Genomic DNA, 16,824 nt, shown 5'->3' on the forward strand with positions numbered 1-16,824 from the left:
CAAACAGCATTGCAAAGTATGCACCCGAGAGCAGCTCGGGAATGGGTGTTCGCCAGTGCGGCATTGTCGCCCTGTGCATGTTCCTCAACATGACGGACGGCTTTGATCTCTTCCTCATAGGTTTCGCGCTGCCGCACCTGCCCAAGGATTTTGCCTCCGCCAGCGAGAAGGGCGTCATCATCAGTCTTGCCTTAGTGGGAATGGGCATTGGTGCGATCTTCCTGGCCCGATTAGCGGATCGTTTCGGACGTCGGTCGACAGTCCTCTGCGGACTGCTGGTCAATCTGGTCGGCCTTGTCGTCTCCACGCTTGCGGTCAATCAGGTGATGCTCATGACCGGACGCTTCATCACCGGTCTGGGCGTGGGAATGGTAAGCGTGGTCATCGTCGTCATTGCCCAAGAGGGGGCCCCTCGCAATCGGCGAAACATGTCCACCGGCATGGTCATGATCGGTTTCCCATTGGGAAGCACCGTAGCCGGGTTGGGAGGTGCTGCTGCATTGTCTCTGACGGCAGGCGCCTGGCAGTCCTTGTTCTGGCTCGGGGCGGCACTCGCAGTGGTGAGCCTAGTCGTAGCCTTCTTCACAGTTCCGGAATCTGCGGCCTTCCTTGCTCGGTCCTCAGGAGTCGCTTCAGATAGTGGGCCGGGGATCGCGCCAGTCGCGGCATTGGAGGATAGTCCGGCATCCGGGGCGCATCGGGCTCTGTTGGGCAGATCATTGTGGGCTACCACGGTCCTGCTGGCGGGTGGGTACGGAATGCTGTCGGCCGCATACTACTTCGTGGGCACATGGACACCACAGCTCATCACCGATCTCAGCAGGAATGGGGCCACGGGCTCCCTGGCAGGTATTGCCGTGAGCGTGGGGACCTTCGTCGGTGCGATTCTCTTCGCCCTCCTCGGCCTGCGCCTCAGTGCCGTGCGCTTGACGCTAGCGTTTCTGTTCCTCGCTGTGGTTGCGATCGTCGGATTCGCGCTCTTGCTTCCGAACGCGGTCGCGAACGTCTTCGCGGGCCTGCTGGGTGTGGCGGTCTTCGCGTCGTTGTGCGGGTACACCGCAATGGTTCCGACGTGGTATCCGGTACTGGCACGCGCGAAGGGTTACGGCATGATGTTGGGGGTCGGGCGAGTCGGTGCCGTCATCGCCCCCCTGCTCGTTGGCGTCGCGGTGGGTGTCATCGAGCCGGCCATGATCTATTTGCTGACCGTCATCCCCGTCGGCTTCGCGGTCGCCTCCTCGCTGTTCCTACTGCCGAGGTCACGTTCGAAGATTACGGGCTGATCGGAGCTCATGCCTCCCTCGCCTACAACGGACTGGAGCTCACCGCCGAACGGGCCTGTCGGTCCTGATCTACACCGCCGGGGCTGGCTCGCCGACCTAGGAACGCCTGGACCTGCTGGCCAGCTGGTCGGCGACCAGTCGGCTGCAGGGAGCGGCCACCCGCGAGGCAGCCGCCGAGTTCGGCTCCGCCGAGCCGAAGAAGGAGAAGAGCCATCAAGACCATCGCGAAGAGCCCGACCGTGAGGAATCCACCGGGGCAGTTCACCGGAGACGCGTGGGTCGACCGCGTCGCCTAGCCGCAGGAGCCGGACCAGCGGGAGCCCTCCAAGGACTACAGCCCCGGCCACACCACGATCACGGAGGACTGAGCATGCACACCAGAAAACTCGGACAGGGCCTGGAGGTCTCCGCGATCGGGCTCGGCGTGATGGGCCTGTCCCAGGGCTACGGCCCCAACCCCGGGACCCGTGAGGACATGATCGCCGTGCTGCGCTCCGGCCCAGATGCTGGCGTGACCTTTTACGACACCGCAGAGGTCTACGGTCCGTATGTCAACGAAGAGCTGGTGGGTGAGGCTCTCGGGCCCATCCGGGACCGGGTCGTGTTCGCCACGAAGTTCGGATGGGACATCCGGGACGGGCGGCGCGTCGGACTGGACAGTCGTCCTGACCGGATCCGCCGCGTCGCCGAGGAGTCCTTGAAGCGGCTGCGCACCGACGTGATCGACCTGTTCTACCAGCATCGGGTTGACCCCCACGTGCCGATCGAGGACGTTGCCGGGACCGTCGGCGAACTGGTCGCCGAGGGCAAGGTCAAGCACTTCGGCCTGTCCGAGGCCTCCGCCGCCACCATCCGCAAGGCGCACGCCGTGCACCCGGTGACGGCGGTGCAGAGCGAGTACTCGCTCTGGACGCGGGACCCCGAGGCCGAGGTGCTGCCGACCCTCGCAGAGCTGGGGATCGGGTTCGTGCCGTTCAGCCCACTCGGCAAAGGATTCCTCACGGGCACGGTGGACACCTCCACGAGGTTCGAGGAGAGCGATATCCGCAAGCGCATCCCACGCTTCGAGGCGGAGAACCTCGCCGCGAACCAGGCTCTCGTCGGGCATGTGAAGGTCCTCGCCGAGGCCAAGGGGGCCAGCACGGGGCAGATCGCCCTGGCCTGGCTGCTCGCGCAGCATCCCTGGATCGTCCCGATCCCTGGCACCCGGCAAACCAGCCGCATCCAGGAGAACGCTGCCGCGACCGCAGTTGCCCTCTCCGCCGACGAGATGGCGGACCTCGATGGCCTCGCCCAGCGGATCGGCGTGCGCGGGGACCGCTACAACGCCCAGCACTTGGCCTACGTCAATCGCTGATCCATTCGCTTGCGAAGCGGTCTTCCAGACCCTCTGATGGCTGTCGAATTCACGCTGCCATCATCAGGCTGGGTCGGGCTGCGCGGCCCTGCTGCGCCTCCTCGAAGGGCCTGGTCGATGTCCTCCAGCCGTATGTCACAGTGCCGGCGACTTTCGGCAGCCCCTCCGCATCGCGGGCCAGGAAGTCCAGTGCTCTGGCCATGGTGCGTCGATGGCAGAGTTGGTGCCGGTATACCTGCTGCCCATTTTGAGGCCGCCGGCGGAGACCATTTGCAGCCCCTGCTCGATCACGCCGGGGCGCCGATCAGCTCGAACATCTGGTTGCCGCCGCCGGCCATGAGAGTTCGAACGTGCTTGAGGCGCGCGGTGGGGGAGTCGAACTCGGTGAAGTTGACGACCTCGTCGGCTCCCATCTCCCCGAGCGAGCTCAGCCGCCGGGTGCCCCAATTAACTACGACGACCTCAGACGTCCCGATCGGGAGGAACCAGGCGATGTAGTCCGCTCTATTGCGTAGCAAGGATCGCGCTCCGATCGCCCTTGTGCACCCCGCACACCAACTCGAGCTCCCGCCGCCTTACTCGACGCACGTGATTGCTTGCCCGATTCCGACCGCGACCGTCGGGGGTGTCCGCCGGCATGCTCGGGCAGCGTCCGACGATGGCGTCGGTGATCCGGGAGATGCTCGTATCCGTGGATTCGACTTCTCTGTCCTCGACTTCGGCTTCGGGGTCTACGCAGACGCTAATATTCCCGCGTGGATCGGTTCCGCCTTCCCCCAGAAGCCAGGATCTGCCGAGGAAGACTTAGTCTGGGTACGGGACGACGACGCGTGCGATCTCGGCCCCGACATGCGATCGCTCCTTTCGCAGGCGTTGCTCGCCGTCCTGTGTCGGGCGTTCAGTTGGCGAGGCCGGAGATCTGGGTCGATCCCGTACCGAAGGTGGATCCTGTGCCGAGGTAGGCCTCGATCACCTGCTTGTCGTTGACGATCTCGTTGTAGGTGCCCTCGGCGATCAGTCGGCCGCTGTCGAGCACGTAGACGTGGCTCGCGAGGCGTTGCACTGTGACCATGTCGTGCTCGATGAGCAGCACGCCGCAGCCGAGCTGATCAAGGCCCGCGTGCAGGGTGTCCAAGAACTGCTCGGTATCGGCCAGACCAGCGACGGGCTCGTCGAGCAGCAGCAGCTTCGGACGCGTCACGAAGGCCCTGGCAAGCTCGACCAGCTTGCGCACGCCGTACGGCAGAGCACTCGTGGGTGCGTGCGCGTATTCCTCGACGCCGAGGGTTGCCAGACTCTCCATGGCGACAGCACGTCGCGCACGAGCCGTGGGCGGCCAGAGCGAGCTGCCGAAGCGCGTCCCCGCATCGACAGCCGTGAGCACGTTCTCCAGCACGGTCATGCTCCCGAACATCTCGAGGTTCTGGAAGGTGCGAGAGATGCCCATCCGGGCGCGGCTCGGAGCCGACACAGCGTTGATGCTCTCTCCGAGGAAGGTGATCTCCCCGGCAGACACCTTCGTGACACCCGAGAGGCAGTTCACCAAGGTGCTCTTGCCCGCGCCATTCGGCCCTATGAGCGCAACGCGCTCGCCCTCATCGATCGATAGGCTCACATTGTCGACGGCCTTCACTCCGCCGAAGTGTCGGGAGACCTCTGTGACCCTCAATAGCTCACTCATCCGTGCACCGCCAGATAGCTCTCGGACAATCGGGAATCGGCGCGTAGCTCGTCGGCAGTGCCGGAGATCGCGACGCGGCCGCGCTGGATGACGTAACCGCGATCAGCGAGCTCCAGAGCGGCGTGGGCATTCTGCTCGACGAGCAGCACTGACACCCCGCCAGCGACGATCTCGCGCAGCTTTTCGAACACCTGCTCGCTGACCAGCGGGGCGAGCCCCAGTGAGGGCTCGTCGAGCATCAGCAGCTTCGGCATGCCGATAAGTGCGCGGGCGATGGCGAGCATTTGCTGCTGGCCCCCAGAGAGCGATCCGGCGCGCTGCGCGAACCGCTCCTTCAGGATCGGAAACATCTCCAGTACCCGCTCCCACTCGTCGTCCCCCTGACCGGTTCCTTCTCCGCGCGCGAAGTAGCCCATGCGCAGGTTCTCCCGCACCGACAGGTCGGGGAAGATCCCCCGGCCCTCGGGCACGTGGCCGAGACCGGTGTGCGCGATGCGCTCCACACGTGACAGCTTGCCGGAACCGATCTGCTGCCCCTGCCAGAGGATTCGACCGCCTACTACCGGGACCAGCCCGGAGACTGCCCGCAGCACAGTCGACTTCCCGGCACCGTTTGCTCCGAGAAGCGTGACGACTTCACCGGCGCCGACCTCGAGCGAGAAGTCGCTGAGCACCAGGCCAGCCTCGTAGCCCGCGCTGATGCCCTCTAGTGCCAGCAGCGCGCGGGGCGCGTCCTCATCTGGAAGGTCCGCAGGCGTCGTTCCCTGAGCCGGCTTGACGACGTCTGCGGTGACGGCGGTACGCTCCATCCGGCCCGAGCCTGCCTCAGTTTCCTCTAGAACGGAGGTCCCATCGGTATGGAGCGAGCCGGCGAGCACTGGGGCCTCCGGGACAACCGTCTCGCCGCGTGGCGTGACCAGACCGATGAGCCAGGCCCAGAGCCGGAACAGCAGCGGTGCAAGGCCCCCTGGTGCGAAGATCAGCACCAGCACGAGCGCAAGACCCATCACGAACTCGCCCGGGACGATGCCGCCGCCGGCTGAGGCGCTCGGCACGATCACGATAAACGCCGCGCCGAGCAGGCTGCCGAAGACGGAACCGGATCCGCCGAGCACGACGGCCAGAAGCGCGTAGATTGCGACGAAGACGCCGTAGTTCTCTGGGCTGATCTGGCCGATCAGCACGCCAGACACGCCGCCACCAAAGCCGACCAGCGCGGATCCGAATGCGAATGAACTCAGGCGCACCCGCGCCACACGGTAGCCGAGCGCCTGCGCGCCGGCAGGGCTGTCCCGCACCGCGCGCCAAGTGCGGCCGAGCTTGGTTGTGGCGGCGATCATCACTACGACCGCCGACACTGCGGCACCGCCGAGGGCTAGGTAGAACTGTGGGATCGCGTCCACTACTCCGAAGCCCGGCGGGTTGAGGCGGGAGCCGTCGGCGCCGCCGGTGATTGCGGGGATCAGCGCGATCAGCTCCGGCACCGCGAAGGCGAACATGAGCGTGTAGAGCAGCAGGTAGATGCCGGAAAGTCGTGTCGCGGGAAGCCCGAGCAGGAACCCGACGACCGCGCCGACCACGGCGGCAGTGATCAGGGCGAGGAACAGGTCGACGCCGTTGTTTACGAGGTAGGCCGTTGTGTAGGCGCCGATCGCCAGGAAGGCCCCGTTCGCCAGCGACGCTTGGCCGCTGAAGCCAGCGATCACGTTCAGGCCGAGCACCGCGATGAAAGTGGCGAGGATGGTTGCGGCCGTGTTCATGCTCAGCTCGTCGAGCACGAACGGCACGGCTATCAGCATGATTGCGAGAAGGACCCATCCGAGGTACTTCACGGCGGGTAGGCGGGCCACGAGCGATCCCGGTCCAGTCAGTGCGGCGGACGCCGCTGCGGCCCGGTTGCGTGATGCGGCTGCCCCCGCACTTCGGCCTGCTCGCGACGGGCGGGACAATCTCGGCTCACTGATCTCCTGTTCGGATCGACCGAACAATCCGTGCGGGCGGAGCACGAGCATCAGGGTGACGCCGATGAACGTGTAGGTCGACAGCAGTGAGCCGTCGACGTACACGGACATCAGGTTGAACGCGATGCCGAACAGCACTGCGCCGATGATGACTCCGACGATGCTCGTCAGACCGCCGAGCACAACCGCTGCGAATGCCGTCAGCAGGAAGGTGGTGAAGCTCGACGGCGAGAGGTAGGTTAACGGGATCACGAGCAGCGCCGCCAGACACCCGTAAGCGCCGCCGAGCATCCACGAGGACATCCGTACCCGCCGCACGTTCACACCGAGCAGCGCCGACGTCTGCGCGCCCGCACTGATGGCGCGCATCCTGAGACCGAAGGAGGTCCGGTCGACGACGAGTACCAGCAGCCCAGTGGCTGCGATCGCGACCAGCACGATGAAAATGCTGTTCCACGCGACTGTGAGGCCGCCGATGTGGAGAACCTCGGCCGGGTCAATGAACTGGGGCAGCACGGCCGTGTTGGTCGTCCACCGCCAGTCGATGACGCCCTCCAGCAGCAGCAGAGCGCCCAGCGTGGCCAGACCGATCGACAAGTGAGACTGCCTGCTCATCGGCCGAGCTATGAACAGCTCGAGCAATCCGCCGAGAACCGCGCCCATCACCACGCAGATCGGCAGTGCCAGCCAGTAGGGGATGCCGGCGCCGAGAAGATCCTTGGCCAGATAAGCGACGAGCGCTCCCATTCCGCCCAAGGCGAAGTTCATCACCTTCGATGCCCGGTAGACCACGACCAGGCCGAGTCCGGCCAGACCGTAGAGCAGCCCTGTCACCAGGCCGCTGATCAGAACACTCAACATGGCAAACTCATCCGATCGTCGTGTCGCTCGCCCGGTCGCACGGGGTCAGTTGGTGGGCAGCTGCTGGTAGTCCTGCACCTTGACGAGCTGGCCGCCCTTGACCTGCCAGTACGAGTTCTCCCGCACTGAGGCGTGTGAGGCGGAGTCGAATGACTGCCCGGGGGTGATCCCCAGCTCCATGTTCTTGACGTTCGAGAGCGCAGCGTTGAACTTGTCCACGTCGAGCTTGGCTCCGCCCTGGGTGGCCTGCTTTACGCCGTAGACGATCGCCGCGGCCGACGCGTAGCCGGTGTCGGCGGCGTTGTCGCCCACGAGCGCCTTGCATTTCGGCATCGCAGTTAGCGCATCGACGTACTGCTTCACCGCCGGGTCGCTAGTCTCCGAGGCTGGGATCCCCCAGCGAGAGGTGTAAGTACCCTCGGCCAGCGCGCCTGCGAGCTTCACGTAGCTCGGGCCATAGGCGATCGCCCAGGTGACCCACGCCGGCTTGTAGCCGATGGCCGCCGCGGCCTTCTGCAGAGCCGATAGCTGGGTATCGACGAGCATGGTGTAGACGGCTGGCGCCCCCGTGTCCTTCAACTTCTGGGCCAGCGGGGCGAAATCGGTCACGGTCGTCGGCACGCCCTCGATCATTGGCACCGTGCCGCCGGACGCCTTGAACTTGTCCGCGAACGTGTTGGCGCCCTTCTCGACTGCAGGAGCCAAGTAGGCCACGGCCGCGCTCTTCAGCTTCAGGGTGTTCGTGATAAATTGCGCCGCCGATGCGCCTTCGTCGGCATAGATCGGGTTGTATCCGTAGATGCCCTCTTGGCCCGGCGTGACGATTGCACCATCGGGGCCGCCGAACACCGGCACCTTCTTCGGCTGCAGCACGGGTGTGGATGCGGTGAACATCGCCGTGCCCTGGACGATCACCGCGAACGAACCGTCCGCGGAGAAGCCCTGAGCGATCTGCGCCGCCTGGGCGGCGTCGTACTTGTTGTCTTGCGCGCTGGTCTTGAATGTGTAACCGTTCACTCCGCCCTGCGCGTTGATCGTATTGAAATAGGCGTCCGCGCCGCACGCCGTCGCCGTGCCGGCGGTCGCCGTCGGGCCGGAGAGCGGCACCGAAAGACCGATCTTGACCGTCGTTCCGGTCTGGGTGTTCTTGTTGCCACCGCCGGCGGCCGCCGATCCGCTGCACGCAGCGAGCGATGCCGCGGTCAGCAGAGTGAGGGATGTCAGTGCGAGCTTTGCTGGTATCTGCTTCATTGCAGTTCTCCCTGTTCGCGCCTCGAGGGGCGTGTCGGAAACGTGCCTTTGATACTATCGAAAATATATTTTCTAGGCAATGCCTTCGACCTGTACCTGACGGCGCGGTCATCGCCGACGCTTGCGTCAGGCGAAATCGGTGACTAGCTCTGCGATCTCTAGCTGGTGCAGGATGAGCTCGAGCTTTCGTGCGGCTTCGGAGTGCCCGTCGTCAAGCAGAGAGGTGATGGCTTGGGGCAGGGCGTCGATCGTGCGGGGCTTGCGACGCTTCACCGGGGCTCCCCCCTGCAATCCGGCCAGAGGGGAGGGAGCCGAGTCCCGCGCGCGTGAGATCGTGGAGCAGTTGGTGGTAGCCGGCAATCGCCAGTGGCGGGGCCTGTTGGAGATCGGGGATCGTGGCGTGGGGCCGGTCTACGCGGTAGAGGGCAAGAATCGTCCTGTCTTCCCGTTCGTCGTCGAGGGCCTGACGCGCACCCATCGGGCCGTCCGCGGCCAGGGCCCCAGCATGGTGGGCGAGCCGTTCGCGCGGCGTATTGTTCCCTGCCCAGCACCACGCTCGGACAACGTCTTCAGTCTCCATCGCGCCTCGCCCCTTCTGGGTCTTTCTGATATGAGGATCCGCAGGCTGCCGAATACATAATATAAAATACCGAGCTCAACGTCAAGCTTGTCTTGTGGCGGCCCATGGGGAGATCTCATGCCTGGCCGAGTGTCTTCGCCCGGCGCCCGACCGCGAGAGCCTGCAAGAGCAAGTCGGTGGAGAGGGAGTTGGGCCGAGCCTGTCCGCGGCCCGAGAAGTGCTGACGTATCGGGTCGCGTTTCGGGCATGGGGAGGGGGCGCCAGACATGACATCGCTCGCTCGCTTGCCGTCCCGGGTTCGCCCCAAATTTCGGGGGCCGGGAGCAAATGTATACAATTGCCACCCAAATTCTTAAGATACCCCGGTCTTTCCTAAGCCATCAGGTTGCAACTAGTAGATCCGTGTATACATGTGAACGATCTGGCTGATAGGGTCTCGATCGGCGCGCCCGGAACAGCTGGTGCCTAGTCTCCGGGCGCGCCGTTGCGGCCGTCGTTGTCGCTGACGCGGCGGGTAGGCGTCTCCCGGGGAGGGGCGCTGAGGAACCAGTTCGGTCGTGAGGCTTGTCACAAACAAAGATATAAAGGATCATATATTTGATACCGAGCCGATGGTGATTCGGTCAAGGATGTCCGGAACGGCTCTCTGAAAGGTACTTCCATGAGTCTCGAGACCAGTGCAAATCTGCAGGTGAGGGCGCGCCGCGGCCAGCAGGGCCGACTCCTATTCGCCGGCGTCGCCTCGCAGTCGATTGAGTATTACGACTTTTTTGTCTATGGCACGGCTGCCTCACTCGTGCTCAACACCCAGTTTTTCCCCTCGGCGGACCCAGTGGTCGGCGTCCTCGCTGCCTTCGCCACGTTCGCGGTAGGCTTCGCGGGACGGCCGATCGGCGCCGCCGTGTTCGGCCACATCGGGGACAGGTTCGGACGGAAGCCGGCGCTGCTTTTGGCGATCCTCATCATGGCCAGCTCGACGATGCTCATCGGCTTCCTGCCGGGCTACGGGACGATCGGCGTGGCGGCCCCGATCATCCTCGCGCTCCTGCGGATTCTCCAGGGGATTTCGCTAGGCGGTCAGTGGGCCGGCTCGACGCTCCTGTCGATCGAGCATGCTCCGGCCAATCGCCGCGGGCTGTTCGGCTCGCTGCCGCAGGTCGGCGTCTCCGTCGGCATGGTCGCGGGAACGCTCGTATTTCTCTTCATGGGTCAGGTCACGACCAACGAGCAGTTCCTCGCGTGGGGATGGCGGATCCCGTTCCTCCTCACAGTCGTGATGTTCCCGGTTGCCTACATCGTGCACAGACACATCGAGGACACGCCCCAGTTCCAGGAGGTCGAGGCCAAGTTGAACGAGCGCATGCGTGCCCCGCGCTCCTCCGTCCTCCAAGTGCTGCGCCAGCCTCAGCAGGTGCTCCTCATCGCGTTCGCATACTTGCCCCCTACGATCATGTTCTACGTCGTCTCGACGGGTCTGCTGCAGTACGCGGTGAGCGATCTGCACCTAGCAAAGGACCTCATGCTTTTCGTCGTCATGATCTCCATGGCGGCCTTCGCAGCGGGCACCATCTTCTTCGCCTGGCTCTCCGATAAGGTCGGACGGCGCTGGCTGTATGCCGCCGGAGCCGCCGTGACGGGAGTCTGGGGCTTTGTAATGTTTCCGCTGGCGGAGACCCGCAGCTTCGCCCTGCTGACCTTGGCGGCCTGCGTGGGCATGATCGCAGTGGGCATGATGTTCGGCCCGGGCGCTGCCTTGTGGGCTGAAATGTTCCCCACCGGCGTGCGCTACTCGGGCATCTCACTGGGCACTCAGCTTGCCAACGTTATCGGCGGCGGCCTCGCCCCCTTCATCATGGTGGCGCTCCTTGCGGCGACCCACACGACCGTTTCCGTCGGCGCCTATGTCGCACTCGGATCTGTGCTGAGCCTACTGGCGCTCGCCATGCTCCGTGCCCCGCGTGAAGTCGCCAAACACGCGTAGCCAGGCTTGCGACCGGCCGCGGGAAGCCTGGGCTCCCGTATGACTGATAGCAGATAGCAGATAGCAGATAGCAGATAGCAGATAGCAGATAGCAGATAGCAGGGAGGGAACCGTGCACATTAGTGCGGTTCCCGTCCCCTCTTCGGCCCTACGTCCCGGCAGCTCGGCTGGGCGTGGACGAGCACGAACTCGGTAATGAGCCCGTCCGGGGGCGAGGCTCGCCTTGAGCTGGCTGGCCAGGGGGCTGTGCGGGACGTTACGGACCACAATGGCGCGTGCCCCGACGGCGGACGCGTGGCGCACGAGCGCTTCGGCAGCGGCCGCGCGGTCGACAACGCTGTGAAGGACGAGGCCGTGCACTGTGACACCATTTGCCGGCGCGAGCCGATCGAGGTGGTTCGCGACGGTGGCGCAGCTTCTTCTGCGGTTTCAGGGCTGATCGCGAGCTCTTCGATGACCTCGGTCTCCCGTATGTGGACGATTTCGAGCGGCGGGCCTTCCCTCGCAGCGAGCTCCGCGGCCTTGTCGACAACGGCGGCCGCAGCCGCGTTGGCCCGAACGGTGGCGATGACCGGCTGCTCCGAGCCCGCTGGGGCGAGGTAACTCGTAAACAGGAGAAACACATCGCTCGGCGAGGCATGCAGACCCGTCGCTAGGGCGGGCAGAATCGCGTCGACCAAGCACCCCCGGGATGCTCATCGGCTGCTCCTATTCCCGCAGAGGCGACTCGGACTCATGCAGGCGGAGTCGGCCGTGGTGGACGTCGATGCAACAGCTTGCGCACGAGTCCCTCGATCACTTGTGAGAGACGCTCTTCGATCCTCTCCTCCTTCCCCACAGACTCATAAGTCACTTATGAGACAAGGAAAGCTATGTTCCGACGTCGCCCGCCTTGGCGGGAGTTGACTTCCTTCCTGAGTCAGACGAGCGTTCCGAGGGCCGTCGAAGGGAGCCCGTATGACTTGATCTCGACGTATGCGTCGAAGCCCTCGGGCCCTGCCTCGCGTCCGATGCCGCTGTTCTTGAACCCGCCGATGGGGGACTGGAACCCTACGGGGTTGCCGTTGACCTCGACCGTTCCCGTGCGTATGTGCCGGGCGACGTTGAGCGCGTGCTCGAGGTCGGCGGAGAAGACGGACCCGTTGAGCCCGTATTCGGAGTTGTTCGCGATCGCGATCGCCTCGGCCTCGGTGTCGTAGGTGTGCACGGTGAGGACGGGTCCGAAGATCTCCTCCTGGGCGATGCGCGCATTTGGATCGACGTCGGTGAAGATCGTGGGGTCGACGAAGTAGCCCCGGTCGAGGTCGGTAGGCCGGCCGCCGCCGATGAGCAGCGAGGCGCCGGAAGATTTCCCGTCGGCGATGTAGGCCTCGACGCGGTCGCGCTGGGCACTGCTCGCGACAGGCCCGATCTCGGTCGCAGGGTCGAAGGGATCGCCCACGGGCATTGAGCGGATGAGATCGATGAGGCGGTCGTTGAGCTCGTCCCGGATCGAGCGGGCGACGACGATGCGCGTCTTGTTGCTGCAGACCTGGCCCGTATTGCGGAGGGAGACAGCGCGGATGGCGGCGATCGCCGCGTCGAGGTCGGCGTCCTCGAGGAGAACGGCGGCCGACTTGCCTCCGAGTTCGAGCGTGCAGCGCCGCAGGTCCTCTCCGCAGATTGCGCCGATGCGACGACCGGCCGCCGTCGAGCCAGTGAAGGAGACCTTGTCGACGCCGGGGTGGCGCACGAGGTGCTCGCTCACCTCGCGGCTCGCGGGCACGACGTTGAGCACGCCCTTAGGCAACCCCGCCTTCTCGAGCAGGTGTGCGAGGAGGTACGCGTCGAGCGGTGTGGCCGGTGTCGGTTTGAGCACCATCGTGCACCCCGAAAGCAGCGCAGGAGCGAGCTTGATCATCGAGATGAGGAGGGGCGCGTTCCAAGGCACGATGGCGGCGACGACGCCAACAGGCTCCCGGGTGACGAGCGAGTTTCCCGTCGTCGACTGCCGCGTATCGGCCCACGGGTACGACGGCGCCAGCTCCAGGAAGGCGTCCAGGAGAAGCCGCGGTCCGATGGACTGCATTTTGGTCGAGAGAGTGATTGGGCAGCCCATTTCTGCGCTCACGAGGCGGGCTGCCTCGCCCTCGTGGGCAGCGAGGTCGGCGCTGAGCTTGCGCAGGACTGCGATCCGCTCCTCGAGGGCCATGCGCGGCCATGGCCCGTGGTCGAAGGCGTGCCGGGCGGCGGCAACGGCGGCGTCGACGTCGGCTTCGAGCGCCTCGGGCACGGTCGCGATGACCTCTTCGGTGGCGGGGGAGATCACCTCGAGCCTGCGGTCGGATGAGGGGCGAACCCACGAACCGTTGATGAAGAGCCTGTCGTACTGTCCCTGCCAGAGTTCAGTCTGAATGGTCATTGCTAAATCCCTACGTCGTTGTATCGGTCGAGCTGCGGATCGCCAAGGTTGGGAGGGCTTGCGCGGACCCTGGGAACAGTCGATGAAGAAACACACACGCTGCCGCCGCCGCTGCCCCGGCGCGTCTAGATCAAGTCCTCTTCGGGACGATCAAAGGTCAGTCCTCTTCGGGGGCGATGGTGACTGTGATGCCGTCGAGGCTCTCGCAGCGCTCGACTTGGCACGAGAGGCGCGAGGTCTCGGGGTCGTAGGCCTCCTGCTCCTCGAGGAGTTCGAGCTCGTCGCTGCTGCGGGGGCCGAGGGTGTCCACGACGGCCTTGTCGAGGAAGACGTGGCACGTGGCGCAGGAGGCGGTTCCCCCGCACGAGGCGAGGATGGGGAAGTCGTTGTCGCGCAGGGTCTCCATGAGCGACTGGCCCGGCTCCCATTCCACCCCGCGCCGCTGGCCGTCGCGGTCGACGACGTTGATCGTGGTCTTGGTTGTGGTTGTCATGGCAAGTCCTTTCAGTTCCTCTGTGGATCTTCGGATCAGGTCAGCGGGTCTGGGCGACCGGTTCCTGCACGGTTGCAGAGAGCTTGACGGCGGGGTCCGAGGCGAGGTCTGGGTCGAGCGCGGCGCCGGCCGCGACGAGCTTCTTCCCGGAGATGAAGTCAGCGAGCGAGCCGACGGTGTCGATGGCGGCCAGACGCCCCTCCCGCAGGTACAGGACGGCGAACTTCCCGCTCGCCGGGTCGCCCCTGAGCACGATCTCGTCCTCTGGAAGGCGCAGCCCGGCCGTCTGCAGGCGTACTCCGTGCTGGACCGTCCAGAACCAGGGGACCTCGTGCCTTGCACTCGGCTGTCCCATGATGCTGTTGGCGGCATTGACGGCCTGAGCCTGGGCGCTCTGGATGCTTTCGAGGCGCCGGTCGATGCCGTGCTGCTGGTCGACCAGCCTGGTCGCGTCGCCGGCGGCGTAGACATCGGGGTCGGAGGTCCGGGAGTCGAGGTCGACCAGGATGCCGTCGCGCACCGCCAGCCCGGCGGCCGCGGCGAGCTCCTGACGGGGAACCACCCCGATGCCGGCGACGACCACGTCCGCCGGATAGGTCGCGCCGTCGGCCGTGATGACCTCCTCGACGCGGCCCTCGCCGCGGAGCTCTGTCACGGCGGCCCCGAAGACGAACCTCGTCCCGTGCGAGGCGTGGACCTGCTCGAAGAAACGGGAGACCGGCTCGGACGTCACCCGGCTCATGACCCTGTCCATGAATTCGAGCACGGTCGTATCGCAGCCAAGGGCGGCGGCTGCGGCGGCCACCTCGAGGCCGATGTAGCCGGCCCCGACGATCACCACGCGCGCACCGGGATGCAGGGCTGTACGCAGCGCTCGGGCGTCGTCGCGGGTCTTGAGCAGGTGCACCCCCTCGAGGTCCCCACCCGGGACCTTGAGGGAGCGGGCGCTCGAGCCGGGGGCCAGGATCAGGCGGGCGTACTCGAGTGCGGTGCCGTCGGCCAGCACGACCCGGCGTGCAGAGCGGTCGATCGCTGCCACTGATCCGGTGACCCGCTCGATGCCCTTATCCGCGAAGTACTGCTCCTTTCGCAGTGGCGCGACGTCCTCGCCCGCCCCCGCCTTGAGGAACTCCTTGCTCAGCGGAGGACGCTCGTAGGTGTCGCCGGCCTGCTCCTCGACGATTAGGATCCGGCCCGGCCACTCCAGCTCGTGCAGCCGCACCGCGGCCTGGACCCCGGCGTGGCCGGCTCCGACGATGACAATCGCTTCTTCGGACATTTCCCCTTCACTTCCCTCTGAGGCTTGTTGGAAGTGCTCCCTGCTCGCGGCCGGCCGTCAGGCCGATCGATATGAGGTGGGCTTGGTCGACGATCTTCACCCTGGGCCGTTGAACTCTCGTTCCCGCTTGGATCTCGTAGTCGTCGATAGCCTGAGCCCCTACGTCGTTGAAGGATCGATCGAGCCTTCCGACGAGATCGTCAGGGTCGTTCGTAGCACTCAGTCGGCCGTGTTCGAAGTCCTCGACGATCGCGGCGACGGTCGCGTTCGCGCAAGCCTTGTTAGCGCCGATGCCTCCCGTGGAGCCGCGCTTGATCCAGCCGGTGGCGTAGACGCCCGCGACCGTTCCGCCGCGTTCTGGATCGATCACGCGCCCGCCGTCATTGGGTATGATCCCCGCGTCGTCATCGTAAGGGACCCCGTCAACAGCTGAACCGCGGAATCCCACGGCTCGGAGCACGAGCCCGCAGTCGATCGTTGCCTCCGTACCCCGCGAGACGACCCGCACGCCCGTGACAGCGTTCTCACCGAGGATGAGTGTCGGAGTGGCGCCGAATTTGAAGACGATCCTCCGAGGGTCACCAGGGGGTGTCCCTTTGCTGGCGATCTCACCGAGCAGAGCCAGCTTCTGGTCCTGGTAGTAGCGCTCAAGCTCATCGTTCGTGACCGCTGTGTTGGCCGATTCGAGATCCGAAGGATCCACCACCAGAGCAACCGAGGTCGAACTCATCAGCCCGAGGAGCTCCGGCGATGTGAAGGCTGCGTACTCAGGTCCGCGCCGAGCCACGAGGATGACCTCCCGGACCCGGGACCCCCGCAGCGCGTTGAGGGCGTGATCGGCTATGTCAGTCTCGGCTAGGTCGTCGGGATCAGTGGTCAGGATCCGTGCGACGTCGAGGGCGACGTTGCCGTTGCCGAGCACCACGACCCGTTCGTGCGAGAGGTCGAAGGAGGCGTCGGCGAACTCCGGATGGCCGTTGAACCAGGCAACGAATTCTGCGGCTGACGCGCTGTTGTGCAGATTCTCACCCGATAGGCCTGACGATCTGCCCTCTATTGCGCCCACCGCGTAGACCACGGCGTGGTATCGCTCGGCAAGCTCCTCGTGGGTGATGTCCCTGCCGACTTCGGTGTTGAAGAAAGTGCGGACGCCGGAACGGCGCCGTGTCGCCGTGAAATTGTCGAGGACCCGCTTCGTGGCAAGGTGGTCCGGAGCCACGCCGAAGCGCACCAGACCGCCCGGCGTGCACAGGCGCTCGAAGATGTCGACGCGTGCACGTACGTCGACGCGATCGAGCAGCGCTGCCGCGGTGTAGTGGCCGGCGGCGCCACCCCCGACGACGGCGACACGGAGTGGCTCGGCATCGGGGGCGGCGGGATGCTGTCCCGCAAGTGGATCCGCCCACTCGCTCTGGCGGTCCGCCGCCGAGCCCGTCGCAGTGTAATAGTCGGCGTTGAGCTTCAGATACTGCTCGTCGCGGGGGCCGAGCTCGGTGTCGGGGATGATCGCCCCGACGGGGCAGGCCGGGATGCACGCGCCGCAGTCGATGCAGACATCGGGATCGATGTAGAGCATCTCTGCTCTTTGATAGTCGGGCTCGTCGGGAGTCGGATGGATGCAGTCGACGGGGCAGACCGGCACGCAGGAGGCATCGTTGCAGCAGTTGGAGAGGATGAGGTGGGGCATGGCAGGTCC

At 65.5% G+C, this 16,824-nt stretch carries 14 protein-coding genes; 4 read left to right on the plus strand and 10 right to left on the minus strand.

Features of this window, described 5'->3' with window-relative positions:
* Positions 1–41 precede the first annotated feature (41 nt).
* Complete coding sequence (locus tag LK10_RS15820; RefSeq protein ID WP_052207455.1) at positions 42–1,283, plus strand: MFS transporter; 1,242 nt, start codon at positions 42–44, stop codon at positions 1,281–1,283.
* A 370-nt stretch (positions 1,284–1,653) separates the two neighbouring features.
* On the plus strand, positions 1,654–2,640 hold the full coding sequence (locus LK10_RS15825) for an aldo/keto reductase (protein ID WP_043125711.1): 987 nt from the start codon (positions 1,654–1,656) through the stop codon (positions 2,638–2,640).
* 49 nt (positions 2,641–2,689) lie between these two features.
* On the opposite strand, the gene LK10_RS22005 is transcribed toward LK10_RS15825, so the two are convergent.
* From LK10_RS22005 to LK10_RS22010, 6 genes are all read right to left on the minus strand, one after another.
* Entirely contained in the window at positions 2,690–2,842 is a 153-nt protein-coding gene (locus tag LK10_RS22005; protein WP_156144210.1) for a hypothetical protein, read from the minus strand.
* Between the two features lie 85 nt (positions 2,843–2,927).
* Positions 2,928–3,158, minus strand: a complete 231-nt coding sequence (locus tag LK10_RS15830; RefSeq protein WP_043125713.1) for a hypothetical protein — start codon at positions 3,156–3,158, stop codon at positions 2,928–2,930.
* 380 nt (positions 3,159–3,538) lie between these two features.
* Positions 3,539–4,321, minus strand: coding sequence for an ABC transporter ATP-binding protein (locus tag LK10_RS15835; RefSeq protein ID WP_081998605.1), 783 nt, complete (start codon positions 4,319–4,321; stop codon positions 3,539–3,541).
* Positions 4,318–7,143 (minus strand): ABC transporter permease subunit, encoded by a 2,826-nt coding sequence (locus tag LK10_RS15840; protein ID WP_043125716.1) that lies wholly within the window; start codon positions 7,141–7,143, stop codon positions 4,318–4,320. Before LK10_RS15840 ends, LK10_RS15835 begins: the two co-directional genes overlap by 4 nt.
* A 45-nt stretch (positions 7,144–7,188) precedes the next feature.
* Positions 7,189–8,394 (minus strand): ABC transporter substrate-binding protein, encoded by a 1,206-nt coding sequence (locus LK10_RS15845; protein WP_043125718.1) that lies wholly within the window; start codon positions 8,392–8,394, stop codon positions 7,189–7,191.
* 126 nt (positions 8,395–8,520) lie between these two features.
* Positions 8,521–8,667, minus strand: coding sequence for a hypothetical protein (locus LK10_RS22010; protein ID WP_156144211.1), 147 nt, complete (start codon positions 8,665–8,667; stop codon positions 8,521–8,523).
* A 968-nt stretch (positions 8,668–9,635) separates the two neighbouring features.
* Between LK10_RS22010 and LK10_RS15855 the strand changes: the two genes are divergently transcribed.
* Complete coding sequence (locus LK10_RS15855; protein WP_052207457.1) at positions 9,636–10,955, plus strand: MFS transporter; 1,320 nt, start codon at positions 9,636–9,638, stop codon at positions 10,953–10,955.
* A gap of 195 nt (positions 10,956–11,150) precedes the next feature.
* Entirely contained in the window at positions 11,151–11,558 is a 408-nt protein-coding gene (locus tag LK10_RS22385) for a hypothetical protein (protein WP_043125723.1), read from the plus strand.
* Positions 11,559–11,874: 316 nt separating this feature from the next.
* On the opposite strand, the gene LK10_RS15865 is transcribed toward LK10_RS22385, so the two are convergent.
* The 4 genes from LK10_RS15865 to LK10_RS15880 all read right to left on the minus strand — a co-directional run bounded on the left by LK10_RS15865 (position 11,875) and on the right by LK10_RS15880 (position 16,815).
* Positions 11,875–13,356, minus strand: a complete 1,482-nt coding sequence (locus tag LK10_RS15865; RefSeq protein ID WP_043125725.1) for an aldehyde dehydrogenase — start codon at positions 13,354–13,356, stop codon at positions 11,875–11,877.
* A gap of 157 nt (positions 13,357–13,513) precedes the next feature.
* Complete coding sequence (locus LK10_RS15870) at positions 13,514–13,849, minus strand: 2Fe-2S iron-sulfur cluster-binding protein (protein ID WP_043125728.1); 336 nt, start codon at positions 13,847–13,849, stop codon at positions 13,514–13,516.
* 40 nt (positions 13,850–13,889) lie between these two features.
* Complete coding sequence (locus LK10_RS15875; protein ID WP_043125730.1) at positions 13,890–15,128, minus strand: NAD(P)/FAD-dependent oxidoreductase; 1,239 nt, start codon at positions 15,126–15,128, stop codon at positions 13,890–13,892.
* 7 nt (positions 15,129–15,135) lie between these two features.
* Positions 15,136–16,815 (minus strand): FAD-dependent oxidoreductase, encoded by a 1,680-nt coding sequence (locus tag LK10_RS15880; protein WP_052207458.1) that lies wholly within the window; start codon positions 16,813–16,815, stop codon positions 15,136–15,138.
* Positions 16,816–16,824: the final 9 nt, after the last annotated feature.

This window comes from Sinomonas humi, assembly GCF_000802235.1.
GTDB classification, from domain to species: Bacteria; Actinomycetota; Actinomycetes; order Actinomycetales; family Micrococcaceae; genus Sinomonas; species Sinomonas humi.

Bases quoted from the DNA above. Each gene is read 5' to 3' on its own strand.
- LK10_RS15820 (WP_052207455.1), top strand. From the start codon at position 42: ATGGGTGTTCGCCAGTGCGGCATTGTCGCCCTGTGCATGTTCCTCAAC.
- LK10_RS15825 (WP_043125711.1), top strand. From the start codon at position 1,654: ATGCACACCAGAAAACTCGGACAGGGCCTGGAGGTCTCCGCGATCGGG.
- LK10_RS22005 (WP_156144210.1), bottom strand. From the start codon at position 2,842: ATGGCCAGAGCACTGGACTTCCTGGCCCGCGATGCGGAGGGGCTGCCG.
- LK10_RS15835 (WP_081998605.1), bottom strand. From the start codon at position 4,321: ATGAGTGAGCTATTGAGGGTCACAGAGGTCTCCCGACACTTCGGCGGA.
- LK10_RS15840 (WP_043125716.1), bottom strand. From the start codon at position 7,143: ATGTTGAGTGTTCTGATCAGCGGCCTGGTGACAGGGCTGCTCTACGGT.
- LK10_RS15845 (WP_043125718.1), bottom strand. From the start codon at position 8,394: ATGAAGCAGATACCAGCAAAGCTCGCACTGACATCCCTCACTCTGCTG.
- LK10_RS15855 (WP_052207457.1), top strand. From the start codon at position 9,636: ATGAGTCTCGAGACCAGTGCAAATCTGCAGGTGAGGGCGCGCCGCGGC.
- LK10_RS22385 (WP_043125723.1), top strand. From the start codon at position 11,151: ATGAGCCCGTCCGGGGGCGAGGCTCGCCTTGAGCTGGCTGGCCAGGGG.
- LK10_RS15865 (WP_043125725.1), bottom strand. From the start codon at position 13,356: ATGACCATTCAGACTGAACTCTGGCAGGGACAGTACGACAGGCTCTTC.
- LK10_RS15870 (WP_043125728.1), bottom strand. From the start codon at position 13,849: ATGACAACCACAACCAAGACCACGATCAACGTCGTCGACCGCGACGGC.
- LK10_RS15875 (WP_043125730.1), bottom strand. From the start codon at position 15,128: ATGTCCGAAGAAGCGATTGTCATCGTCGGAGCCGGCCACGCCGGGGTC.
- LK10_RS15880 (WP_052207458.1), bottom strand. From the start codon at position 16,815: ATGCCCCACCTCATCCTCTCCAACTGCTGCAACGATGCCTCCTGCGTG.